General features: G+C 70.7%; 20 protein-coding genes. 11 read left to right on the top strand and 9 right to left on the bottom strand.

Translation table 11 applies throughout. The features are described 5' to 3' along the window. The 6 genes from ACWEPL_RS41020 to cysS all read left to right on the top strand — a co-directional run. Positions 1 to 971: ABC transporter substrate-binding protein (locus ACWEPL_RS41020; RefSeq protein WP_452439376.1), on the top strand; the 971-nt coding region annotated here is incomplete at its 5' end. Positions 972 to 1,073: 102 nt separating this feature from the next. Next, positions 1,074 to 1,850 carry a class I SAM-dependent methyltransferase gene (locus ACWEPL_RS41015; protein WP_355197206.1) on the top strand — a complete coding sequence of 259 codons (777 nt, stop codon included), beginning with the start codon at positions 1,074 to 1,076 and terminating at the stop codon, positions 1,848 to 1,850. A 115-nt stretch (positions 1,851 to 1,965) separates the two neighbouring features. Beyond that, complete coding sequence (locus ACWEPL_RS41010) at positions 1,966 to 4,242, top strand: hypothetical protein (protein WP_452439375.1); 2,277 nt, start codon at positions 1,966 to 1,968, stop codon at positions 4,240 to 4,242. Positions 4,243 to 4,246: 4 nt separating this feature from the next. Next, complete coding sequence (locus ACWEPL_RS41005; RefSeq protein ID WP_363970923.1) at positions 4,247 to 6,064, top strand: UvrD-helicase domain-containing protein; 1,818 nt, start codon at positions 4,247 to 4,249, stop codon at positions 6,062 to 6,064. A 50-nt stretch (positions 6,065 to 6,114) separates the two neighbouring features. Further along, on the top strand, positions 6,115 to 7,959 hold the full coding sequence (locus tag ACWEPL_RS41000) for a sigma factor-like helix-turn-helix DNA-binding protein (protein ID WP_363970921.1): 1,845 nt from the start codon (positions 6,115 to 6,117) through the stop codon (positions 7,957 to 7,959). Positions 7,960 to 7,977: 18 nt separating this feature from the next. After that, entirely contained in the window at positions 7,978 to 9,333 is a 1,356-nt protein-coding gene (gene cysS, locus ACWEPL_RS40995) for a cysteine--tRNA ligase (RefSeq protein WP_452439374.1), read from the top strand. 73 nt (positions 9,334 to 9,406) lie between these two features. Here the strand turns inward: cysS and ACWEPL_RS40990 are convergent, their stop codons facing one another. Next, positions 9,407 to 10,636, bottom strand: a complete 1,230-nt coding sequence (locus tag ACWEPL_RS40990; RefSeq protein ID WP_452439373.1) for a serine hydrolase domain-containing protein — start codon at positions 10,634 to 10,636, stop codon at positions 9,407 to 9,409. 313 nt (positions 10,637 to 10,949) lie between these two features. Between ACWEPL_RS40990 and ACWEPL_RS40985 the strand changes: the two genes are divergently transcribed. Both ACWEPL_RS40985 and ACWEPL_RS40980 read left to right on the top strand, forming a co-directional pair. Beyond that, on the top strand, positions 10,950 to 13,436 hold the full coding sequence (locus ACWEPL_RS40985; protein WP_452439377.1) for a penicillin acylase family protein: 2,487 nt from the start codon (positions 10,950 to 10,952) through the stop codon (positions 13,434 to 13,436). Positions 13,437 to 13,523: 87 nt separating this feature from the next. Next, the gene (locus ACWEPL_RS40980; protein WP_363970915.1) at positions 13,524 to 14,375 is read left to right on the top strand and encodes a hypothetical protein; all 852 of its coding nucleotides are present in this window, start codon (positions 13,524 to 13,526) and stop codon (positions 14,373 to 14,375) included. 71 nt (positions 14,376 to 14,446) lie between these two features. Here ACWEPL_RS40980 and ACWEPL_RS40975 read toward each other — a convergent pair whose 3' ends face one another. The 6 genes from ACWEPL_RS40975 to mshB all read right to left on the bottom strand — a co-directional run bounded on the left by ACWEPL_RS40975 (position 14,447) and on the right by mshB (position 17,814). Beyond that, entirely contained in the window at positions 14,447 to 14,869 is a 423-nt protein-coding gene (locus ACWEPL_RS40975; RefSeq protein ID WP_363970913.1) for a hypothetical protein, read from the bottom strand. A 314-nt stretch (positions 14,870 to 15,183) separates the two neighbouring features. Continuing rightward, on the bottom strand, positions 15,184 to 15,450 hold the full coding sequence (locus tag ACWEPL_RS40970) for a hypothetical protein (protein ID WP_363970911.1): 267 nt from the start codon (positions 15,448 to 15,450) through the stop codon (positions 15,184 to 15,186). Positions 15,451 to 15,453: 3 nt separating this feature from the next. Further along, positions 15,454 to 15,900, bottom strand: coding sequence for a hypothetical protein (locus tag ACWEPL_RS40965; protein WP_363970909.1), 447 nt, complete (start codon positions 15,898 to 15,900; stop codon positions 15,454 to 15,456). Positions 15,901 to 15,958: 58 nt separating this feature from the next. Next, positions 15,959 to 16,441 (bottom strand): flavin reductase family protein, encoded by a 483-nt coding sequence (locus tag ACWEPL_RS40960; protein WP_363970907.1) that lies wholly within the window; start codon positions 16,439 to 16,441, stop codon positions 15,959 to 15,961. 39 nt (positions 16,442 to 16,480) lie between these two features. Then, a complete protein-coding gene (locus ACWEPL_RS40955) occupies positions 16,481 to 16,897 on the bottom strand; it encodes a DUF6113 family protein (protein ID WP_363970905.1) in 417 nt (138 codons plus the stop codon). Between the two features lie 11 nt (positions 16,898 to 16,908). Further along, on the bottom strand, positions 16,909 to 17,814 hold the full coding sequence (gene mshB, locus ACWEPL_RS40950; RefSeq protein ID WP_452439372.1) for an N-acetyl-1-D-myo-inositol-2-amino-2-deoxy-alpha-D-glucopyranoside deacetylase: 906 nt from the start codon (positions 17,812 to 17,814) through the stop codon (positions 16,909 to 16,911). Positions 17,815 to 17,886: 72 nt separating this feature from the next. On the opposite strand from mshB, the gene ACWEPL_RS40945 reads away from it, so the two are divergent. Continuing rightward, positions 17,887 to 19,950: a prolyl oligopeptidase family serine peptidase gene (locus tag ACWEPL_RS40945; RefSeq protein WP_452439371.1), complete on the top strand. Its 2,064-nt coding sequence runs from the start codon at positions 17,887 to 17,889 to the stop codon at positions 19,948 to 19,950. A gap of 174 nt (positions 19,951 to 20,124) precedes the next feature. Here ACWEPL_RS40945 and ACWEPL_RS40940 read toward each other — a convergent pair whose 3' ends face one another. Next, positions 20,125 to 21,030 carry an ABC transporter permease subunit gene (locus ACWEPL_RS40940; protein WP_452439370.1) on the bottom strand — a complete coding sequence of 302 codons (906 nt, stop codon included), beginning with the start codon at positions 21,028 to 21,030 and terminating at the stop codon, positions 20,125 to 20,127. Between the two features lie 261 nt (positions 21,031 to 21,291). Here ACWEPL_RS40940 and ACWEPL_RS40935 point away from each other — a divergent pair, with 261 nt between their 5' ends. After that, positions 21,292 to 22,692 (top strand): alpha/beta fold hydrolase, encoded by a 1,401-nt coding sequence (locus ACWEPL_RS40935; protein WP_452439369.1) that lies wholly within the window; start codon positions 21,292 to 21,294, stop codon positions 22,690 to 22,692. Positions 22,693 to 22,802: 110 nt separating this feature from the next. On the opposite strand, the gene ACWEPL_RS40930 is transcribed toward ACWEPL_RS40935, so the two are convergent. Further along, positions 22,803 to 23,486: a MarR family winged helix-turn-helix transcriptional regulator gene (locus ACWEPL_RS40930; protein ID WP_452439368.1), complete on the bottom strand. Its 684-nt coding sequence runs from the start codon at positions 23,484 to 23,486 to the stop codon at positions 22,803 to 22,805. Positions 23,487 to 23,552: 66 nt separating this feature from the next. On the opposite strand from ACWEPL_RS40930, the gene ACWEPL_RS40925 reads away from it, so the two are divergent. After that, entirely contained in the window at positions 23,553 to 24,437 is an 885-nt protein-coding gene (locus ACWEPL_RS40925) for an MBL fold metallo-hydrolase (protein ID WP_452439367.1), read from the top strand. The last annotated feature ends 295 nt before the right edge of the window (positions 24,438 to 24,732 follow it).

Here is a 24,732-nt window from a genome sequence, read left to right as displayed (position 1 = left end):
CGCCGGTCAACGTCCAGGCGAGCTCCATGAAGGCCGGCTTCGCCACCATGGACCGGCTGGTCGAGGCCGCCAAGCGTGAGGGCCGGCTCAACGTGATCGCGCTGCCCCACGACTGGGTGAACTACGGCGAGATCATCGAGACGTTCGCCGACAAGTACGGGCTCAAGGTCAACGAACTGGAGCCGGCCGCCGGCAGCAAGCGCGAGCTCGACGCCGCCGCGCAGCTCAAGCCCGACGTCTTCGACCTGACCCTGGACGTGGCCGTCTCCGGTGCCGACCGGTTCGCCCCGTACAAGGTGCAGGGCTGGCAGGACCTGCCCGACGACGTCAAGGACCCGTCCGGCGCCTGGTACGCCGCCTACGGCGGCTTCATGTCCATCGGGTACGACCCGCGCGAGGTCAAGCCCCCCGCCTCCTTCGCCGACCTGCTCAATCCCGGCTACCGGGTCGCGCTCGACGGCGACCCGCTGCGCTCGGACGGGGCGTTCGACGGCGTGATGGCCGCCTCCATGCGCTCGGGCGTGCCGCAGCCGTCGCAGGGGGTGGCGCTGTTCGCCAAGCTCAAGCAGGCCGGGCGGCTCACCGACCTGGCCAAGGCCAACACGGTCATCGCCTGGGACCACCTGAACGCGGCCCGCAGCGCCGCCCACTCCGACGCGTGGAAGGTCACGATCCCCAAGGACGCGCCGCTCGGCGGCTTCCACATGCAGGCCATCAGCAAGACGGCCCCGCATCCGGCCGCGGCCCGCCTCTGGCAGGAGTTCCTGTTCTCGAACGAGGGCCAGAACCTCTTCCAGAAGGGTTTCGCCCGCCCGGCGCGCAGTGAGGCGATGCTCATGAAGGGCACGCTCGACGCCGAGCAGGCCGCGAAACTTCCCAAGGCTCCGGGCCCGCCGGTCCTCATGACAATCCCGCAGGCAGACGCGGCGAAGGCGTATCTCAGCCGGGAATGGACGAAGAGTGTCGGATGAGTCCGATGTGACTTGATATGTCGTAGGGACGTTCAGGCTCTAAAGTGAGCAGACAGCACGGCCAGGGGGGCCCGTTGTCTGATCGAATGTGAGCTGATCGTCTTGCGATATGACACACCGAGCTTGGAGCGGTGGAACAGTCGCGCCTACGACAGCAGCTTCGGCTACGTCTCCACTCAGGGCGCGCCACTGGTCGACCTGCTGGATCCGCGGCCCGGCGAGCGGGTGCTCGACCTCGGCTGCGGCACGGGCGTGCTCACCTCGCAGATCGCCTTCAGGGGCGCGGACGTGCTGGGCATCGACGGCTCCCCCGCGATGATCGAGAAGGCCCTCGCGCAGTACCCGGGGATCAACTTCATCGTCGGCGACGGGCACGACTTCAACGTCGTGAACCCGTACGACGCGGTGTTCTCCAACGCGGCGCTGCACTGGATGAGCCGCGACCCCGGGCTGGTGATCGCGCGCGTGCGCGAGGCGCTGACACCCGGCGGGCGTTTCGTCGCCGAAATGGGCGGGGCCGGCAACTGCGCCGAGCTGACCGCCGCGATGCTGACGGCCTGGCGCGAGTACGGCCTGCGCGAACCCGATCTTCCGTGGTACTTTCCCTCGCCTGCCGAGTACGCCCGCCGCCTCGAGCAGGAGGGCTTCGTGGTCAGGCTGCTGGAATACTTCGACCGGCCGACCCCCCTGGACGAGTGCCCCGGCGGGGCCGCCGACTGGGTGCGCATGTTCGCCTCGTCGGTGCTCGAAGGACTCCCGCCGGAAATCGTGGAGCCCCTGCTTCATCGTGTGAACGAGTTGGCCGCGCCCGCGCTTCGCAGGGAGACTGGCTGGATGGCCGACTACGTGCGTCTACGCTTTGCCGCCGTTCGGCGTTGATGCGTTGTACATGATGCGTAGGGCTGATTTGCCGGACTATGGTCTGTTCCGTGGGCGGCGAGATTATGGCTGCACCGCTGCGGCGGCGGCGTGAGGGGCTGGTGAACGGAACGGGATGAACTTCTGCCTGAGCGACCTCGTACCACCGTTGAGGTGGAGCGACGCCACGACGATCACGCTGCTCACCGGGCAGCCGGAGCTGCCCGACGCGTGGTGGCGCAGTCTGCCCATGCCACACGTCCTGGCGGCCATCGGCCCCGAGTCGTTGGGCGAGCTGCTGACGGAGATCGCCCTGGAGCACTGGCCCGCTGCGGCGGTGGGTGACGTCCTGCCGGCGCTGTACGTGCTGGACCCGGAGGAGGCCGACGAGCCCGCCGTCGCGATCGCCCTCGACCGGGCCGGATCGTGGGCCGGGCTGCTGAAGCTGACCAGCAGGGAGCTGGTGGATCAGCCCTTCATCCAGGCCCGGCCGGTGCTGAACACGCTGTTCTCGGCGGTCCTGGTACGCCTGGCGCACCCGCGGGCGGCCGAGCCCGCGCACCCGGCGCCGGTTCCCGCCGCGAGCGAGCAGGCGGCGCCGGCCGAGCACCCGCCCGCCGCGGTGGCCGAGCCGGAGCCCGTGGCCGAGGAGCCGGCGCCCGAGCCGGTCGAGGAGCCCGACCCCGTGGTCCGGTTCGCCGCCGTCGGGTCGGTGATCGACGAACCCGAGCCCGTCGCCCACTTCGTCCCCGCAGGGTCCGTCATCGACGACCCCGAGCCCGACGAGGACGCGGCCGCTCCCGAGCCCGCCGAGGCCCCGCACGCCGCCGAGGCCGAGCGCCCGGCGGACGAGGAGGCCGTGGCGTCCCACGAGGGCGGACCCGAGGACGTCGCTCCCCAGGAGGACGAGCCCCAGGCCGTCGCGCCGGAGGACGCCGCGGCTCACGAGGACGTGCCCCAGAGCACCGCTCCCCAGGAGGACGCCTCCGAGGCCGTCGCTTCGCACGAAGGCGCGCCCGAGGCCGACGCTGCCCACCAGGACGAGCCCCAGCAGGACGCGCCCGAGGCCGCCTCGCACGAGGAGGCGCCCGAGGCCGTCGCCTCGCACGAGAGCGAGCCCGAGGGCGTCGCTTCGGAGCAGGGCGCGGCCGAGGTCGCTGAGCCGGTGCCGGCCGCCGACGCCGAGCCGGTCGCCGACGAGGCGCCCGAACCCGAGCCGCAGCCTGAACCGCAGCCCGAGTCGCAGTCCGAGCCGCAGCCCGAGCCGCAGTCCGTGCTCGACGCCGCCGAGGAGCCCGGGCCCGCTCCCGAACCGGCCGCTCAGGAGGCGCCCGAGCCGGAGCCCGCCCAGGTGATCGCCCCCGAGCAGGAGCCCGCCCCGTCGCAGGGGCAGCTGCCGGACCTCATCGAGGCCGCGTTCGCCGGGCTCGACGACAAGAGCTGGGCCGTCGCCCAGAACCGCGTCTTCACCGACGAGCCCTCCGCCGTGGACCAGCTGGCCAAGCTCTTCGCCGTCCCCCCGGCCGAGATCTCCGCCACCGAGGACGAGCTCCGTACCCGCCTCGACCACTGGCTGTCGAGCGAGGAGGCGGCCCCGTACCGGGCCCATCTGGAGGAGCTGCGCAGGACCCTGGGCCCGGCCGCCCACAAGGAGCAGCTCATCGGCGCGGCCGAATGGCACAACGTGGAGATCCGCGCCCTGGAGGTCCCGGCCTGGCAGTTCGTGCTGGCGACGCTGTCCCCCCAGCCGCAGCCCCAGTTGCAGCCGCAGTCGGCATTCGGCTCGCCCCAGATGCCGCCGCCCCCTCCCCCGGGCCCGCCGCAGTTCCAGGCGTTCACCCCGGCCCCCTCGCAGGGGGAGGAGGCCAACGGCGACTCCGGGGAGCACAAGCCGTACCAGCCGCTGAAGGACGTCTCGCAGACCAGGCGCTGCTTCAGGCAGCCCGACGGACGCTGGTGGCTGCGCATCGACGTGACGGCCGAGCAGCTGGCCGGCGGCGAGTGCACGCTGCCGACGGGGTTCGCCTCGTACCTGGGCCTGTCCCCCGGTGAGAGCCGGACGGTCAGGAGCGCCGCGGGCGAGCTGACCATGACGTGGCACGGCAAGCCGGTGCTCGAATCCATCGAACGCCTCCTGGTGGACGTGGGCGCGCGAGAGGGCGGGCACCTGTTCCTGACGCTGTCGGACGAGGGCGTGCTCAGGGCCCGGCACCTCCCGGTCGCCGCGCAGGGCGCCGAGAAGATCACCAAGGCGCTCCGGCTGGTCGGGTACACGGCCCCGGGCGGCACCCGAGATCAGGCGGCCAGGGTGATCGCCACCAGGATCGGCATGACGGGACCGGTCGCGCTCCCCGACCTGCTCACCAGGCTCCGCGAACGCGGGGACCGCGACCTGCTCGCCCTCCTGGACTGAGCCGGTGCCGCGGCTCGCGATCGGCCCTGAGTTTCCCAGGGAGCTCAGCGCACTGGCCCAGCCGGTGCGCAGGGACGCCGTTGTCGCGCTGCGCCGGTTCCTGCTGAACGTGGCCGGCGCCCCGCACCCCCAGCGGGTCAGGGGCTGCCGGGATCCGCGGGTCGCGACGCTGCGGCTGGCCGAGGGCCATCGCGGGGTGGTGGTGCGGCAGCGGGACGTGTACTGGCTGCGTACGGTGCTGCCCGACCCCGAGGCCTGGTCGTACGCGCGACGCTTCAGGTTCGGGGTCAACCCGGTGATCGGCGTGGTCGAGGAGTGGGACGCCGAGGCGCTCGAACGCGTCGAGCCCGCGTTACGCCGATCGGCCAGGTCGTCCGGGCTGTACGACCCGATCTGCGACGGCGACCTGATGGGGCTCGGCCTCGACGTGCACGCGCTGCCGCTGTTCAGGCTGATCACGACCGAGGCCGACGTGGCCGCGCTCGAACCGCTGCTCCCGCCGACCCAGCACGTCCCGCTCGCCGTACTGGCCCGCGGCGGCACGCTCGCCGAGGCGTGGCGGGAGCTGGACGCCTGGCGCGCCTCCGACGAGGACACCGGGCCGATCGACCCCGAGGACCTGCACGCGGCGCTGCGCCGCAGCCCCGACCGGGCGGCGTTCGTCGCGGACAAGGTGGAGCTGGACCGGGTGCTCGGGCTGCCTGCCTGGTGCACATTTCTCGACCCGCCGCAGCACCGGCTGGCCAGGGCCGCCCGTTTCGAGCAGCCGGTGCTGGTCGTGGGCGGGGCGGGCACCGGCAAGACGGTCGTCGCCCTCCAGCGGGCCGCTCACCTGGCCGCGCACGGGTCGGGGCCCGTGCTGCTCGTGACGTTCTCCCAGGCGCTGGCCGAGGACCTGTCGGCGAAGCTGGACCTGCTGATCGAGGACGAGGTGGTCCGCAAGCGGGTCGAGGTCGGCAACACCGAACGCCTGGCCCTGCGCATCGTGGCCGACGCCGAGGGCCGCCGCCCCGCGCTGGTCGGCCCGGGGGCGCGGACGCTGGCCCAGCTCACGGACGAGGCGCTCCGGCTGCTCTCCCTGGCGACGGGCGACCTGCTCGACGACGTGGACCCGGGGCGCAAGCCGTACCGTCACATCGTCGTGGACGAGGCGCAGGACATCAGCCCATCGCAGTGGCGGCTGCTGCGCGCCGCGGTGCCGCGGGCTCGCGACGACCTGTTCGTGGTCGGCGACCCGCACCAGCGGATCACCGACACGCGGGTGGCGCTCGGCGCGGTCGGCATCCCCGCCGTCCAGCACACGCTGCGGCTCTCGTACCGGATGTCCCAGGAACTGCTGTCCTTCGTGGTACGGCTGCGCGGCGGCCCGGCCAGCGGCCTGGTCAAGGGCACGACCAACATGTACGGCTTCCACTCGGCGCGTAACGGCGACCGGCCCATCGTGAGGGCGTACGAGACGCCGGAGTCGGAGCTGGCCGGACTGCGGAGCACGGTCGAGTCGTGGCTGGCGGACGGCGTGCCCGCGGACGAGATCGCCGTCGGCGCGCGCAATCCGCGGCTCGTGCGGGATGCCAGGCGGGCGCTGGACGGGCTGGACGTACGGGCCTCGACGTTCCAACATCTCAAGGGGCTGGAATTCGAGCGGGTGGCGCTCATCGGCGTGGCGGAGGGCGTGGTGCCCGAGCCGCCGCCCGAGGAACCCGACGCTCGGGCTCGTGCCCTGCAACGTGAACGGAGCATACTGTTCGTCGCCTGCACGCGGGCTCGTGCGATGCTCTATATCTCCCATTCCGGAAGAGGCAGCCCGTTTTTGTCACTCTAATCACATAGTCTGAACTGCGGATATATCTTCCCTTTGCCGGTTGGACGTCAATGAACCTCAGCCTGAGCGACCTCGCGCCACCCCTGCGATGGACCTCCCCTGGTCAGATCGCGCCGATCGTGGAGGAGCCACAGCTGCCCGAGGCCTGGTGGCAGGCGATCCCCCTTGATCGCGCGTGCGCCATGGTCGGGACGCAGGCCGTGGCCGGCCGCCTGGCCGACCTCGCCGTGGCCTGCTGGGGTCATCTGATGGTCGGCGACATCCTCCCGTTGCTGCGTTTCTCCGACCCCGCCGAGGCAGAGCGGACGCCGGAGACGCTGGGCAAGGACGTGGTGCAGAAGCTGTTCACCGGCGTGTTCGAGCGGCTGCTCGAACCGGCGCCCGAGGCCGCGCCCGCGCCGTCCAGGCCGGACAGGCCGCTGCCCGAGCTGATCGACGACCTGTTCGGGGCGCTGGACGACCGGCAGCGGGCCATCGCCCGCGACCGGCTCTACGCCGCGCAGCGGGCCACGCTGGACGAGCTGGCCCAGCGTTTCTCGGTCACGCGGGAGCGGATCCGGCAGATCGAACGCGACCTGCGCGACCACGTGGAGGCCTGGCTCGGCAAGCCGGACGCGTCGGCCCTCGTCGCGCACGTCTCCTGGCTGCGCGGCCGGCTCGGCTCCGCGGTCCCGGCCGACGACCTGCAGGCCGCCGTGCCGTGGCACCGGGCCGAGCTGCGCTCGCTGGGGATCCCGGCGTGGCGGTTCGTGCGTACGCTGCTGACCGGCTACGAGCAGTCCGACGGGTGGCTCGTGGCGGGCGGGGCCGACGAGCTCCGGGAGAAGACGCGGCAGCTGTTCGCCGACGGGCCGCGGCCGCTCGGCGAGGCGGTGGCCATGGTCACCCAGCTCGGCGTGCGCGAGGACGTGGCCGAGCGGTGGATCCTGGCGGTGCCGCAGCTACGCGTGCTGGGCCAGCACGTCGTGCCGTGGCCGCGCAGCATCAACGAGAAGGCCGAGGCGGTGCTGGCGGTGGCCGGCGCGCCGCTGTCGCCCGAGGAGATCCAGGAACGCATCGGCGAGGACTACAGCCTGGTCGGCATCCGCAACCAGCTCACCGCCGACGAACGCTTCCGCCGGGTCGACCGCAACAAGTACGGCCTGACGCGATGGGGCGGCGACGAGTACCTGGGGATCAGGGAGATGATCGCCAGGGAGATCGAGCGGGCCGGCGGCGAGGCCTCGGTGAGCACGATCGTCACCAACCTGACCGCCAAGTACGAGGTCAGCGAGAGCTCGGTGCGGGCGTACTCGGGCGGGCCGGGCTTCGAGCGGACGCAGCGGGGCTGGATCCGGGTGGCCGGCACCTCGCCGACCGGGGAGGCGGAGCCGTACCAGCCGCGCAAGGACGTGTCGGAGACGCGGCGCAGCTTCCGCTCCCGCGACGGCCGCTGGTGGCACCGGGTGGACGTCAACGCCGAGCACCTGCGCGGGTCCGGTTCGCCGCTGCCCACAGGTTTCGCGGCGTACCTGGGGATGGCGCCGGGCGGGCAGCTCACCGCCTCGACCCCGTCCGGTGACGTGGTGATCAGCTGGCACAACCAGCCGACCATGGGGTCGATCCGCAACGTGCTGGCCGACTTCAAGGCGAGCGAGGGCGACCACGTGTTCCTGACCGTGTCGGACGGGGGCGAGCTGCTGACCCGCTACCTGCCGGCCGCGCCCGTCGGGATGCCGCCCGTGAACCGCGCGCTCTACCTCATCGGCTACACCGCCCCCGTCAGCTCGGAGCTGGAGGGGCTGCGGCTGATCGGGGCCAGGATGGGGATGCCCGACACGGCCGGGCGCGAGGAAGTGCTGGGCAGGCTGCGCGAGCGCGGCGACCGGGACATCCTCGGTTTCCTGGGGGGCTGACGCGGCTAGGCTCGGAGGATGCTCCGGATCTACGACACGCGTGCCCGGCAGGTCGAGGAGATCGCCTCGGGGCGGGCGGTGCGCATGTACACGTGCGGGCCGACCGTCTACCGCCACGCGCACGTGGGCAACCTCCGTACGTACCTGCTGTCCGACCTGATCAGGCGGGTGCTCGAACGGCGGCGGGTACGCGTGCTGGCCTGCCAGAACATCACCGACGTGGGCCACCTGACCGACGCCGGCTCCGACAAGGTCCTGGAGCAGGCGCGGGCGGAGGGGCGCTCGGTGGGCGAGCTCGCCCGCTTCTACGAGGACGCCTTCAGGAACGACACCTCGACGCTCAACCTCCGACCGCCGGAGCACACGCCCCGGGCGAGCGAGACCGTCGACCTGATGATCGAGCTGATCGCCAAGCTGATCGAGCGGGGACACGCGTACGAGGTGCCGGACGGGTCGGTGTTCTTCGACGTCCAGACCTTCCCCACTTACGGCGAAATTTCGGGAAATCGCCTGGACTCGCTCAAGCCCGCCCACCGCATCGACGCCGTCGACCCGCGCAAGCGCTTCCACGCCGACTGGGCCCTGTGGAAGCCCTCCTCGGGAGACCTCACGTGGGACTCACCCTGGGGCCGCGGCTTCCCCGGGTGGCACGTGGAATGCTCGGCCATGTCGCTCCGCTTCCTCGGCTCCAGCTTCGAGATCCACGTCGGCGGGATCGACCTTCGTTTCCCGCACCACGAGGACGAGCGGGCCCAGTCCAACTCGGCGACCGGGCACGAGGTGGTGTGGCACTGGGTGCACGGGGAGCACCTGCTGTTCGACGGCCGCAAGATGGCCAAGTCCACCGGGAACGTGGTGCTGCTGTCGGACGTGGCCGCGGCCGGGCTCGACCCGCTCGCCGTACGCATGGCGTTCCTGGAGCACCGCTACCGGCAGCAGCTGAACCTGACCTGGGACACCCTGCGAGCCGCCGACCGTACGGTGCGGCGGTGGCGCGCCCGGGTGGCCGAGTGGTCGGAGTCACACAGCGCGCCGATGGCCGCGGACTACGCGGAACGGGTGGAGGCCGCCTTCTCCGACGACCTGGACACGCCGTCCGCGCTGCGGATCCTCCGGGACCTGGAACGCGACGAGTCCGTCGCGCCCGGGGCCAAGTTCGAGACGTTCCTGCATCTGGACCAGGTGCTGGGGCTCGACCTCTCGACGGAGATCGGCAAGGCTCGGGTGCTGCCTCCCGGGGCCGGGGAGCTCCTGGAGGCGCGGGACCGGGCGCGGGAGGCCCGGGACTGGGAGGAGGCGGATCGGCTGCGGGAGGAGCTGGCGGAGATGGGGGTACGCGTCGCGGACACCCCGGACGGCCAAACCTGGACCTGACCCCCACCCAACGCCGCCCCGCCGGCCACCGCCGCGGATCCCGCTCGGGCACGATGCGCCATGCACCGGCGGCTCATCGGGAGAAGGCGGCCAGGGCGATGCGCAGCGTTCTGTCGTTCTGGCCCGATGCCTTCGCGTCGGTGGAGTTGACCGAGTAGACGAGAACCCGGCTCAGGTCACGGGTCGCGCCGACGCCGGCGGCGTAGCCGTACCGCGCGCCGGTCTTGCCGTAGGCGACGATCCCGCCCGGCAGCACGAGCCGCGTCATGCCCGAGGTGTAGACGGCCGGCTGGTTGCCGCATTCGTCGTACATCGTCACGTCCGGGACCGTGAACATCGGCTCCAGCTGCGCGGCCGGCACGACCTTCCCCGAGAACAGCGCCTTGACGAACTTCTCCAGGTCCGCGGCGGTGGAGATGAGATCGCCCGAGGCCCAGGTCGAGGTGACGCTGGTCTCGGTCATGTCGACCACGTGGCCCGCTCCGTAGGCGACGGCGCCGTCGAAGCCCGCGGGCACGGACTGGTAGCCCTTGTGGTGCGGGCCGCGGATGCGGGGCGAGGTGCCGGGCAGGTAGCTGTCCCGCATGCCGAGCGGGCGCAGGATCCTGGACGTGACCTCGTGCTCGTACGAGCGTCCGCTGATCTTCTCGATCAGCATGCCCGCCACGAACGTGTTGGTGTTGAGGTAGTGCTGCCTGGTGCCGGGCGCGAACTCGATCGGGTTGCGCACGGCCAGCCCGACGTACTCCTCCGGCGTCCAGGTCTTGAACCGGGTCCGGTAGACCCAGTCGAACGTGCCGGGCAGCTCGGGCGCGGGCAGCCCGCTGGTGTGGTTGAGCAGCTGACCGACGCGGACCTCGGGATAGGAGTCGGGCAGCAGGCCGGGCAGGTAGTCCTGGACGGTTCCGTCGAGTGAGACCTTGCCCTCGGCCACGAGCTGCAGCACGACCGCGGTGGTGAACATCTTGGTCACGCTGCCCGCCCGGAAGCGTACGTGCGCGGAGGCCTTGCGCCGGGTGGTGATGTCGGCCACGCCGGTCACGCCCCGCCATGAGCCCTTCGTACCGCTCACCCGGACGATCGCGGCGGTGGCGTCGGCCGCGGGCAGGTCCTTGATGGACTGCTCCAGCGCGGTGGCGTTGACGGGAGGGACCGGCGCGGCCGGATCGGGCCGGACCACGGCCGGTGGCGGGCAGGCACTCGTCGAGGGGGCCGAGGTGGGGGTGGCCGGGGTGGCGGCCGCTTGAGCGGGCGTCGCCACGAGGAGGGTGGCGAGGGCGAGACCGGCAGCTGACAGCTTCATCGGAGCATCTCCAAGTGAGAGGGGTGCAGGTGGAATGCGCCCATCCTGTCGATCAGCGCTGCCGCCGCGGATCGCCGGTGCGACCGATTTCTCGCTCACTCTCACGAGGGAGCGCCGGGGTCGCCCGCGCGACACCCCCGCGCCGTCCTCCACTCGGCGGACGCGGCGAGTGAGGGAGGGGTGATCGCCCGTAACCAGGCCTCTCAAGTCCTCCTCCCAGGGTTGCGGAAGGCGGCCGGAGTAGTGATCTCGGGCTGACAGACTTAGTGCCAGTTCGGCGGAGATGGAGGTGTCGGTGAGGCCCTACGCGTGGATGCCGCGGCCGTTGCGGTGGTTCGCCCGGGTGCTGTCCGTAGTGCTCGCGCTGGTCCTGGTGCTGGCAGGGGTCCTCGTCTACACGGTGCGGAAATCGTTCCCGCAGGTGGACGGATCGCTGCGGCTGCCGGGCCTAAACGGGAATGTGGAGATTTATCGGGATAAATACGGAATCCCGCACATCTACGCCGACACCGCAGCGGACCTGTTCACGGCTCAGGGGTTCGTCCACGCCCAGGACCGCTTCTACGAGATGGACTTCCGCCGCCACCTGACCTCCGGCCGCCTCTCGGAGCTCTACGGCAAGGCCACCGTCGAGAACGACAAGGCCATCAGGACCATGGGCTGGCGCAAGGTCGCCGAGGAGGAGCTCCCCGACCTGGCCCAGGACACCCGGGACTACCTGGACGCGTACGCGAGAGGCGTGAACGCCTGGCTCAGCGCCAACCCGAACGCCTCCGACCGCAGCCTCGAATACTCCATCCTGAAGATCCAGAACGGCGGTTACCAGCCGGAGAAGTGGACCGCGGCCGACTCCGTGGCCTGGCTGAAGGCCATGGCCTGGGACCTGCGCTCCAACATGGAGGACGAGATCGACCGGGCTCTGGCGCTGACCAAGCTGCCCAAGGAGCGCGTCGAGCAGCTCTACCCCGGCTACCCGTACGACCGCCACAGCCCGATCGTCACCGAGGGCACCATCGACCAGGGGCGCTTCAACCAGCACGCCGAGCCCCAGCAGCGCGCCGACCGCGCGATCGCCCAGGCCGCCAAGACCCTGGACGCCGTACCGAGCACGATGGGCACGGAGGACCGCGAGGGCATCGGGTCCAACTCGTGGGTGGTCTCCGGCGAGTACACCAAGAGCGGCAAGCCGCTGCTGGCCAACGACCCGCACCTGTCGCCGCAGATGCCCTCCGTCTGGTACCAGGCGGGGCTGCACTGCAGGAAGATCACGGAGGCGTGCCCGTACGACGTGACCGGGTTCACGTTCTCGGGCGTGCCGGGCGTGGTCATCGGGCGCACCGACAAGATCGCGTGGGGCTTCACCAACCTGGGCCCCGACGTGGCCGACCTCTTCCTGGAGCAGGTGCAGGGCGACACGTACCTGTACAAGGGCCAGCAGGTGAAGCTGGAGACCAGGAAGGAACAGATCAAGGTCGCGGGCGGCGCCCCGGTCACGATCACGGTCAGGAGCACCCGGCACGGGCCGCTGATCAACGACGTCATCGGCAGCGCCAAGCCCAGCGGCGAGGCCAACGCGGTGGCGCTGCAGTGGACGGCGCTGACGCCGGGCCGGACGGCCGACGCCGTCTTCGCGCTGAACAAGGCGGGCGACTGGCAGGAGTTCAGGGCGGCGGCGGCGCTGTTCGACGTGCCGTCCCAGAACCTGATCTACGCCGACACCACGGGCAAGATCGGCTATCAGGCGCCCGGGCGCATCCCCGTGCGGGCCAAGGGCGACGGCACGTGGCCCGTCCCGGGATGGACGGGCGAGTACGACTGGATGACGGCCCCCATCCCGTACGACCAGTTACCTTCGGTGGAGAACCCGGCCGACGGGTTCATCGTCACGGCCAACAACGCCGTCATCGACCCCAAGCGGTACAAACCCCTGCTGACCAAGGACTGGGCGCACGGCTACCGCTCCGAACGCATCCGCGACCGCATCAAGGAAGCACTCAAGAAGGGCCCGATCGACGCGGCGACCATGTCGGCGATCCAGCAGGACACGTACAACGGCTTCGCCGAGACGCTGATCCCGGCCCTGATGCGGGTCGACCTGGCGGGGCCCAGCGGCGAGGCCAGGCAGTTGCTGAAGACGTGGGACCGCATGCAGGGCCTCGACTCCACCGCCGCCGCCTACTTCAACGCGGTGTGGCGGCAGGTGCTCACGCTGACGTTCGACGACGACCTGCCGGAGGCGGCGCGGCCGGCCGGAGGGGACCGCTGGTACGAGGTCGTCAGACGCCTGCTCGACGCTCCTGACGACCCCTTCTGGGACGACGTGACCACCAAGAACATCAAGGAGACCCGCGACGACATCCTCCGCCAGGCGCTCGCCTCGGCGTACCAGGAGCTGTCGGACCGGCTCGGGCCCGAGGTCAAGTCCTGGCGCTGGGGCGACCTGCACCAGTTGAAGCTGGTCAACGGCTCGCTGGGGACCTCGGGGATAGCTCCGGTGGAGGCCCTGTTCAACCGCGGGCCGCTGGCCGTGGCGGGGGGCAAGGACGCCGTGAACGCCACGGGGTGGAACGTCCAGAAGGGGTACGAGATCACCGCCGTCCCGTCGATGCGCATGATCGTCGACCTGTCGGACACCGACAAGTCCCGATGGATCAACCTGACGGGCGCCTCCGGACACGCCTTCCACGACAACTACTGGGATCAGGCGGAGGCCTGGGCCAAGGGCGACCTGCTGCCGATGTACGCGAAGCCCGAGTCGATCAAGAAGGCGGCCGTCCACACCCTCAAGCTCACCCCCTGATCGCCTCGGTCGTACGACCGGGGTTGTAGAGGCGATCCAAACCCTGGGCCGACGCGCCGGCCCCCGCCGCCTTGCCACCATGGCGGCATGAATCGCCTCTGGTACCTCATCGGAGTCCTGCTGGTGCTCGCGGGCCTCGTTCACCTGGGCGTGTTCGTCGTGGACGGCGGGCCGTGGGAGGGCGCGGTGTCGTGGCGCAAGCCGTTCACGTTCGGCGTGTCGTTCGGGCTGAGCGTGCTGACCCTCACGTGGGTCTCCCAGTTCGTGCGGCTCCGCGCCCGCCCGCTCGTGGTCGGCGCCTTCGCGGTGGCGTCCACGCTGGAGGTGGCCCTGATCACCCTCCAGGCCTGGCGAGGCGTCCCGTCCCACTTCAACATGGAGACCGCCTTCGACACGGCCGTCGCGAGGACCCTGGCGGCGGGCGGCGGCGTCCTCGTCGCCATCGGGATCGTCATGACGATCGCCGCGTTCCGTCCCGATCCGGACCTCGCCCCGAGCATGCGCCTGGCCGTACGCGCGGGCTTCGCCACGCTCCTCGCCGCCATGGCGTTCGGCGCCGTCATGATCGCCCGTGGCGTCGTCGAGGTGGTGACGGGAAACCAGCAGCTCGCGTACACGGTGGCCACGACCCTGAAGCCCGCGCACGCGATCTTCATGCACGGCGTCCTCCTGCTGCCGGCCCTGTCCTGGCTGCTGTCCCGCACGCTGCCTTCCGAGGGCTCCCGCGTCCGCTGGATCCGCCTGGCCACCTGGCTCTACGTGGCCACCGCCACCGCCGTCTCAGCCCTCGCCCTGGCAGGCGTCGAGCCCGTGTCCCCCTCCACCGCCTCCGTCCTCTGCGCCGGCGCCATCTCCGGCCTGGCCATCGCCTCGCTCATGCTGGGCCGCCTGAAGGGCTCGCCAAGACGCGCTCCCGCACGGCAGGGATCGCCCCACTGAGACCCCTCGGCCTCACTCGCCGCCGCACCGCAGGGACCGCTCCCCTGACACCGGGGGCACGCGCTTCGGCCTCACTCGACGCCGCTGCGCCGCCGCCACCACAGCCGGGCGCGGGGGTAGCCGCCGTCCTCCAGATCGGCCAGGCGCTCGAAGAGGTTGTACGTGGCCTGGTTGCCACAGACCATCACCGACACGAGCATCGACAGCAGGTAGAGCGGCAGCATGGGGAGGCCGACGCACCAGGCCCACTGGGTGGCGTGCCGGCCCTCGTGGCGGACGAGTCGATCGGGGAGCGCGTCCCACCTGGTCAGGACGACGTTTCCGACGGTGAACGCCCCCGCGATGGGGAAGCGGTAGCGGTAGCCGAAGGCCAGGATGAGCCCGTCGGGGCCGGGGTTCCTGGTCGCGCCACCGATGATCGAGATCAGCAGACCGAGCGGCGTGGCGAGGTTCACGTAGTTCGCCACCCGCCGGAACCGGAAGCGCCTGTCCATGCGTCTCAGCCTTGACCAATCTTGACAAGTCGGAATAATGATCCCCGTCCTGAAATCTCCCATAAGAGCAGGATTATGAGATTCTCCATCCTGGGCGCGCTGCTCGGCACCGTCGCACTGGCAGGAGCCGGCGGAGTGGCGATCACCCAGTCGTCAGCAACCGATCCCCTACGATCCACTGACAACCGACCAGGCGCTCTCGGCGCAAACGTGGCGTTAACCACCGTCCCGACCACGAGTCCGACACCCACGGAGACTCCCACGATCGGGGAGTACACCGCCACGACGAAGGTAGTCAAGAGGCGAGGCGTCTCCTACCTGAATGTATCGATCACAGACGCGCAAGCTGCTCTCTTCTCGATCAAGCAGCGGGTTTGCAAGGGCAGATCCTGCAAGACGACCAGCGTCGACTTCCCGGTGACCGAGGGCTCGGGAGAGTCCACGGAGCGGCTCGGCCGGGGCACGTACAAGAAAAAGGGCAAACCGGCAGTCACCATGACGCCCCTTCCGACGGTGACGGTGAAGGAGCAGATCACGGTCACCGAGCCGGGGCCGACGGTCACGCAGACGGTGACGTTCACCTGTCAGCCGAGCGTCGAGCCGAGCATCGAGCCGACGGAGACCCTGCCACCGCCGACGACCGGCCCGACGGAGACCCCTCCGCCGACGACCGGCCCGACGGACACGGTGACGCCCACCGCCACGGGCACGGAGTCCCCGCCGGTCACCGACCCGCCGACGCCGACCCCGACCCTGACTGACAGCGCGACCGAAACTCCCACCGGAACTCCGACCGAAACCCCGACCACGACACCCACCACCGGCCCGACCGAGACATCCACCACGAGCCCGACCGACTCCGTGACACCGACGGAGAGCGCGCCGGGGATCCCCACCTGTCCGCCGCCGGCGGAGGAGACGCCGACAGAGCTCCCCTCCGAGACCCCGCCGGACACGCTGACGCCGACCGGCACCAGCGTCCCGACGGCGACTGCGACCACCACGCCGTCGGAATCGACCAGCGCTACCACTCAGTAGCCACCCGGGAAGCGAGCAAGTGAGCGGGCCAGGCCACGTGCCTGGCCCGACTCATGCCCGCCAGAGGGTCTTGTACTGCCCTTCGTGGTACAGAAGCGGCGCCCCGTCCGAAGGCGTGTCCAGGGCCGTCACCTGGCCCACCACGATCGAGTGGTCCCCGCCGTCGTGCACCGCCGTCGTCACGCACTCCACCGTCGCGATGGCCCCGTCGAACAACGCCACCCCCGACTCCCCCAGGTGATGCGGCCACCGCGCGAGCTGCCCGTTCAACGGCCGGCCCCGGTGGGCGAAGAAGCGCGAGGCGTCCTCCATCGAGGCGGGCAGCACCGAGACCCCCCACACCCCCGCCTCCAGCACCGCGTCGTGGAACCGGGCCACCTTCTCCGCGCAGAACAGCACGAGGAGCGGATCAAGGGAGACAGAGGTGAACGAATTCACCGTCATCGCATGATCGACATCGTCCAGCCTGGTGGTGACGATCGCGACTCCAGTGGCGAAGCGACCGACGACCTTGCGGTAAGTCTCAGGGTCCACTGGCCGCTCGATGGAATGCACGAACGCTACTTTATGCCGCTACATAGAGTTCTTCTGAGGGTACCCATGCAAGAGCCACGATCCCCCCTCTGACGAGGGCGAAAGCAGATAGGCCGCCACAATGGCCGTCAACCCTCCGTACAGGTAGACGTACCCGGGCGGACCATCCGCGATCACCAGATCGCCGGCGCTCAGCTTCAGCGTGAACGGCATCGTGACCAGCAGCCATCCGACCGCCGCCATGAAAGCCCCGAGCTTGCCCCGCATCAGCTTGCCCGCCCCCAGGCACACCGCGAACAACGCCAGCACCCACACGATCGCCGCGATCGGCACGGGCCCCATCTGCCGCACCGCATGCGTGAAGCCGCCCACGACGCCCATGACGACGCCGAGCACGAACAGCATGCCGTACGCCGCTCCGCCCAGCGCCGACTCGGCCTGGCTGCGATGTTCCATGTCGCACGAGGTTAGTGGATGCCCGCGAAGAGATCGTTCTCGCGGGTGTGCGGTTCGCCGAGACCGCCCGCCTCGATGGGCGGGCCGGGCACGCCGGGTCCGGGCACGCCGATGGCCAGCCGGTAGTGCTCGACGCCCAGGACCTCCTGGCCGATGTTGTTGGACAGCGCGAACCACGGTCCGTCCACGACGATCTGCGTGGCGTGCGCCCGCATGGCCTCCATCTTGGCGCCGATCCACGGGCGGGCGTCGATCTCGGTGGTGACGTCCTCGTCCGCGTTGCCGAACGGCATGTCCTCCACGTCCTCCACCAGGAAGCCGACGTCCGCCCCGCGCAGCGCCTCGGTCGTGCGCCGCATGACGGATCGGGCGAGGGCCGTGTGGTAGAACTTCGCGATCTGCCACGGTTCGCCCTCGCCGAAGTCCGGTTTCGCGGCCAGCTCGAACGCTCTGCGCGAAACCCGGTGCGCCTGGATGTGGTCGGGGTGCCCGTAGAAGCCGTTGTCGTCGTACGTGACGAGGACCTGCGGGCGTACCTCCCGGATGACCTTGACGAGCTCTCCCGCCGCCTCGTCGAGGTCGGCGCGCCAGAACGCCTTCGGGTGGTCGTTGGACGCCACCCCCATCATCCCCGAGTCCCGCCAGCGGCCCGGCGCGCCCAGGAAGCGGTGGTCCTCGACGCCGAGCGCCCGGCAGGCGGCGGCGAGCTCGTCGATCCGGTACGGCCCGAGCGCGTCGTCCTGGTCGGCGGCCAGGTGGGCGAGATCGGCGGGAATGACCTCGCCTTCCTCACCGAGAGTGCAGGTCACGAGCGTGACGTGGGCTCCCTCGGCGGCGTACTTGGCCATCGTCGCCCCGGTGCCGATCGACTCGTCGTCCGGATGGGCGTGTACGAGGAGGAGCCGTCGATCAGTCATAGGGATGAGCGTACCGACGGGCTCCGGACGCCATTGCGCAGGTTCCTCATCGGCGGTGGCAGGATTGGGCGCATGAGCGAGAGCTTCCCGCGACTGTCTGCCAGGACCCGCCGGTTCACCCTCGGAGTGCCCAGGAGCTTCACGATCACTCCGGACGGCGGCCGGGTGGTCTTCCTCCGCACGAAATCGGGCACCGATCCGGTGACGTGCCTGTGGGAGCTCGACACCGAGACCCACGTCGAGCGCCTGGTCGTCGACCCGCGCGCGCTCGACGCCGACGAGGAGAACCTGCCGCCGGAGGAGCGGGCCAGGCGCGAGCGCAGTCGGGAGGCGGCGGGCGGCGTGGTCGCGTACGCCACCGACACGGACGTCACGCGGGCCTCCTTCGCCCTGTCCGGCGCTCTCTACGTCGTGGACCTCGCGACCGGTCAGGCGCGCCGGCTGGACACGCCGGGCGCGGTCATCGATCCCCGTCTGTCCCCGGACGGGGGACATGTCGCGTACGTCACCGGCGGCGCGCTGCGCGTCCAGGACCTCGCGTCCGGCGAGGACCGCGCGCTGGCCACGCCGGAGTCGGAGACCGTGACGTACGGGCTGGCCGAGTTCATCGCCGCCGAGGAGATGAGCCGGATGCGCGGCTACTGGTGGGCGCCGTCTAGCGACGCGCTGCTGGTCGAACGCTCCGACGAGGCCCCGGTCCACGTCTGGCACATCGCCGACCCGGCCAACCCCGACCGTCCCGCGTCGGCCCAGCGCTATCCGGCCGCCGGCACGCCCAACGCGGTCACGGAGCTGTTCGTGCTGGGGCTCGACGGGTCGCGGGTCGCTGTGCCGTACGAGGAGGAATACCTCACGACGGCGGCCTGGGACTCCCATGCGCTGTCGATCGTGACCCTGACGCGCGACCAGCGCACGATGCGGCTGTTCACGGTCGACCCGGCGACGGGCGCGGCCACGCTGGTGCGCGAGGACACCGATCCGGCCTGGGTCGACATCGTGTCCGGCGTGCCCGCGCACCTCGACGACGGGTCGCTGGTGTGGGTGGCCGCTTCGGAGGGCGGCAACCGGCTGTTCGTGGGCGACCGCGCGGTCACCCCGCCCACGCTGCAGGTGCGGGCGGTGCTCGACGTCGATCACGACAGCGTGCTGTTCAGCGCGAGCGGCGATCCGACCGAGGTTCACCTGTGGACGTGGGACGGTCATTCGCTGCTGCCCGTCTCGACCCGTTCCGGGGTGTTCTCGGGGCGGATGTCCGGCGGCGTGGGCGTCCTGACCGAGCAGAGCCTCGACGCCGAGGGCGTCTCGACCACGGTCGTACGGCGCGACGGCATGGCGGTGCCGATCCCGTCGTTCGCCGAGCGGCCCGGGCTCGACCTGCGCGTCTCGCTCGGCCGTTCCGGCCGTCGCGAGCTGGCCACCGCCGTGGTGCTGCCCTCGTGGCACGAGCAGGGCTCCGGGAAGCTGCCGGTCCTCATGGACCCGTACGGCGGGCCGCACGCGCAGCGCGTGCTCAACCGGCGCGGCGCGTTCCTGGAGAGCCAGTGGTTCGCCGAGCAGGGCTTCGCGGTCATCGTCGCGGACGGGCGCGGCACCCCTGGCCGGGGCCCCGAGTTCGAGCGGTCCATGCTGAACGACCTGGCGACCCCCGCCCTCGACGACCAGATCGACGCCCTGCAGGGGGTGGCCGAGCAGTATCCCGACGATCTCGACCTGACGAGGGTGGCCATTCGCGGCTGGTCGTTCGGCGGCTTCCTGGCCGCGCTGGCGGTGCTGCGGCGACCGGACGTGTTCCACGCGGCGGTGGCGGGGGCGCCGGTGACCGACTGGCGGCTGTACGACACGTGCTACACCGAGCGATACCTGGGCCATCCAGACGAGCAGCCCGAGGTGTACGAGAACTCTTCGCTGTTCGCGGACGCGCCCAAGCTCGAACGCCCGCTGCTGCTGATCCACGGCCTGGCCGACGACAACGTGGTGGCCGCTCACACGCTGCGCCTGTCATCCGCCCTGCTCGCGGCGGGCCGGCAGCACAGCGTGCTCCCGCTCTCGGGGGTGACGCACATGACGCCCCAGGAGGTCGTGGCGGAGAACCTGCTGCTGCTCCAGGTCGACTTCCTGAAGAAGTCGCTGGGCTGACCCACTGACGCGGGAGCCTCACTGGCTCGGGACTTCACTGGCCCGGGGGCTACCGACACCGTGCTCTACCGGCGCGGGCTCTACCGGCGCGGGCTCTTCAGCACAGGGCTTCACCGACGCAAGGCTTCACCAGCACGAGGCGTTGCCGGGACGGCGCCTTACCGGCACGGGGCTTCACTGACGTAAGGCGTCGAGCGCTCGGGACACGGCCAGGCCGGCGATCACGACGCCACCCAGGACGATCATGATGACGTACGTGGGGACAGCCAGCAGGGTGAGCTCACCCTGCACGATCGCCAGGATGAGCACGGCGAGCAGGGTGCCGGCGACGCCCCCACGTCCCCCGTCGGCCACCGCGCTCACCGCGCCGGCGCCGTTCAAAGGGCTCGAAAGGCCCGTGCCCCCCAGGAGAACGGCCGCCAGCGCAAACACCATGGTGAACAGCCCCTGAGAGCCCGGCTGCGCCGCTCCCAGCCGCAACAGCAGCACGAACCCACCCAAAGCGGCGAGCACGCAGGATCCGGCCAGCCCGACGAGAGGGCCGGCCCACCCCTTGGTCAGCCACTGCCGGAACTCCCGCCGGGCCCACAACAGCCCGCCCGCCACCGAGACGACGGCGAACACCGCGAACCCCACCACGGGCGAGAGCGACGGCGCCGCCGGCAGGAGGATCGTCCTGGCCTGGGTGAACGCGAGCGACAACGCGTCGCAGACCACGGCGGCGGCGAGCGTGACCGCCCAGGCCGGCGCCTCCAGCAGCACCGTGAACGCCCCCATGACCAGCCCCGAGAGCGCGGCGAGCAGGATGACGAGGAGCACCCCGACGACCAGCGGGATGCCGAGGACGACCACGACGGAGGCGATGAGCACTCCGGACAGCGCGGCGACCGAGCCCACGGCCAGGTTGGGCGTGCCGGCGCGCATCGACAAGGAGAGCGCCACGGCGACCAGGCCGAGCGGCGCGGAGGACGCGAGGATGTTCAGCAGGTGCCCGCCGGGAGCGGTGAACAGGACCATCCCCAGCCCCAGCACCGTGACGACCCCGAGCGCGCCTTCCCAGGCCCACTGCCATCTGCCCACGCCGTCGATCGTGACAACGCCACCCCACCACCGCAAGACCCACCCCGCCGTCGCAAGACCCACCCCACCCACAAGGGCCCGTCTTGGCCGCCTTCGGCTCCAGGCCGAGCCCGGCGGGCGCTGGGTCGAATGTCCCCACAGACCCTCTCCGACCGGTCGGGGCGTGCAGCGGTCTGACAACCCCTGGTAGGACCCGCACCCCCAAAAGACCAAACCCTGGTCCGACGCGCTTCCACCTCCCCCTCCGGCATCGTGAACGCCATGCTCAAGCCCCTCACCATCACCCTGGCCTTGCTGGGCATGGGGACCTTGCCGACCACCTCGGCGTCCGCGGCGGCCACCGCCGGCGGGCCGCAGCAGTGGCAGACCTGCCCCAATGACAAGATCGGCATGGAGTGCAGCGACCTCCAGGTCCCGGCCGACTGGCAGAAGCCGGACGGCCGCAAGATCACCCTCAAGCTGGGCCGGCTGAAGGCCACCGGCAAGTCCGAAGGCTCGGTCCTGATCGCCTACGGCGGCCCCGGCGGCCCCGGCATCGGCATCACGCAGTCCGCCTCCGACTGGTGGACCAAGCTCCGCGAACGCATGGACATCGTCACGTGGGACACCCGCGGCTACGGCGAGCAGTTCGGGGGCCTCAGCACGGGCCTGCAGTGCGCCTGGACCCGCGTCCCCATCCCCGACTCACCCCGCGACGACGCCGACTTCGGCCGCCTGTCCGACACCAACCGCGGCTACGCCGAGGCCTGCCGGCTCAAGGACCCCGAGCTGTTCGCCAACATGAGCTCGGCAGACCAGGCCAGAGACATGGAGGCCATCAGAAAGGCCCTCGGCGACGACAAGCTCAACTACTACGGCGCCTCCTATGCGGGCTTCTACGGCCAGGACTACGCCCGCCTCTTCCCGGACCGGATCCGCACGATGGTCCTCGACGGCACGTGGAGCCACAGCGCCGCCGACTGGGAGCGTGAGCTGGAGGAGATGGCCAAGTCCAACGAGCAGTTCCTGCGACGCTTCTTCACCTGGTGCGCCTCCAACGACTGCTCGGACGTCCCCGCCCTCTGGCGCACGCTGATCGCCCGAGCCGACCGCACCCCCATCCGCACGAAGACCGCCAACGTCGCCTACAAGACCCGCGACCTCCAGAGCTTCGCCCTGGGCCTCGCCCGCCAGGGCACCGCCGCCTGGCCCAAGCTGGCCCAGGCGATCCGCAAGGCCGCCGACGGCGACGCCTCCGACTTCGTCCCGCAACGCGGCGCCCGCTACCCCGACCAGGCCACCGGCGTCACCGAATGCGCCGACTGGCCCCGCTTCGCCAATCGCAAGGAGATGACCTCCGCCATCAAGCGCCTGCAACGCGTGGCCCCCAACACCGGCACGGCCAACACCCTCGCGTCAGCGACCCTGGGCTGCATCGGCTGGCCCCAGCCGGTCACCAACCCGCCCACCCCTCTCCCCAAGGGCCTCCCACCCATGCTGGGAGCAGGAGCCTGGGGCGAGTCCGACGCGGTGACCCGCGTCCTCTCCCAGGTGCCCGGCAGCGCCACCATCCGCCACAACGGCCCCGGCCACACGCTCTACGGCGCCAACCCCTGCGCCCGCGACCACATCAACCGCTACTTCACCGACCGCACCATGCCCCCCACCAAAACAGAATGCTGACCCCACAACCCTGACCCCCACAATCGGACGCCTCCCCCACGACGTCCCACACCGCACGCATCGCGCAGCCCTCGCGCGATTCACCGGACTCCGGCTATCGCGCCACCCGCTTATCGCACCACCCGGGTGAGGAGGTCGTTGAGGGCGGCCTGCTCTTCCGAAGTGAGCCGGGCCAAGGGTGAGGCCTCGGTGAGCAGGTCGATCAGCCGCTCGCGGAGCGCGACGCCTTCGGAGGTCAGGACGAGTTGCTTGGCCCGGCGGTCACCGGGATGAGGGCGCCGTTCGACGATGCCCTGCTCCTCCAGCCGATCGACGACGAAGGTGGCGTTCGACGGCTCACAACTCATCCGATCGGCCAGGTCGCGCATGGTCATCGGGCCGGTGAGTTCGCGCAGCGCCACCGCCTGGGCCGCCGTCAGGTCCAGCGCGGCCGCCCGCTCTCTGATATGGCCCTCGATCTGCTTGGCCAACGCACCGACGAGGCCGCACAGGTTCCGCTCGGCAAGGGCACGCTCCGCGCTGTCGGCAACGCGTCCACTGGTGTCATCCACATGCGTGACATCCACACCGGCGGCGTCACCGCTCGTGGTGGCACCGCTGGCGGTGGCAAGCCTGGTGACGTCACCGCCGGCGGCATCACCACTCGTGGCGGCAGAGCTGGCGGCATCACCGCTAGAGGTGGCAAGCCTGGTGGCGCCACCGCCGGCGGCGTCACCGCTCGTGGTGGCAGAGCTGGCGGCGTCACCGCTCGTGGTGGCAGAGCTGGCAGTCGTGGCGGGCTCGGGCGGCTTCACAGGGACAGGATAGCTCAAGCATGTATATTTGCAGCTTTAATAGTTCTAGTTGTAAGTTTCTCTGCCATGAACAGCTACGAAGAGCGTCTGCGCCGGCCGTCCTCTGTCCGTTCCCTGCAGCTCGGTGAGCTCAAGATCAGCTATGTGCCCGACGGCGCAGTGCAGCTCAAGCCGTACGGGTGGTTGCTGGAGACGACAGAGCAGGATTGGAAGGACAACGCCGCCTTCCTCGACCACACGGGGAACCTCGTGGGCAGCATCGGTGCGCTGTTGGTGGAGTACGGCGAGAGGGCCTTGTTGATCGATGCCGGCGTGGGGCCGGTGTCCGTACCCGACGATCCGGAGAACCCGAAGATCGGCTCCATCCGTGGTGGTGAGTTGCTCGACAACCTCGCCAAGCTGGGTCGGCGGCCCAACGAGATCGAGGCGGTGGCCTTCACTCACCTGCACCTCGACCACCTCGGCTGGGCCTGGCACCCCGCACCCGGCAGCAGCCGTCCCGCGTTCACCGAGGCCGACTACCTGATCTCCGAGCCCGAATGGGAGCAGCGGCAGCTGAGCCTCGAGCAGGGGACGACCGACGAGATGCTCGCCGCGCTGGCGCCCCGGGTCCGTACCGTGCGGGACGACGAGGAGATCTTCCCGGGAGTGCGCGTGGCGCTGGCTCCCGGGCATACGTTCGGGCACGCCACGTACACGATCACGTCCGGCGGCCAGCGGTTGATCGCGTTCGGCGACGCTCTGCACTCCTCGGCCCAGGTCCGGCATCCCGACTGGTTCGCCGGTTCGGACCTGGACTCGGTGGAGTCGACGGTGCACCGGCACCGGCTGGTCAACGAGCTGCAGCGTCCGGACACGATCGGCTTCGGCGTGCACTTCGCCGACGTGGTGTTCGGCCGCGTCGACCACACCGCCGACGACAGCGGCCCGACCTGGGTACCCGTAGCATGACCCCTCATTTGCCCAGCACCCGCGCGTCGCCGTCTGACGCCTCCGGTGCAGCGCATAGACCACCTCACCGCCCGATGTCCCGGCGCGGCGCGTAGCCCCCGCTGCCCAACACCCGAGTGCAACGCGAACACCGCCACACCACCCGACATCCAACGCAGCACCACCCAACGTCCCGACACTGCGCATAGGCCCCACTGCCGAACACCCGAGTGCAACGCGAACACCGCCACACCACCCGACATCCAACGCAGCACCACCCAACGTCCCGACACTGCGCATAGGCCCCACTGCCGAA

It is taken from the genome of Nonomuraea sp. NPDC004186, assembly GCF_053603495.1.
The sequence above is the reverse complement of the archived record's forward strand: the minus strand, read 5'-3'. Positions and strand labels throughout refer to the sequence as shown.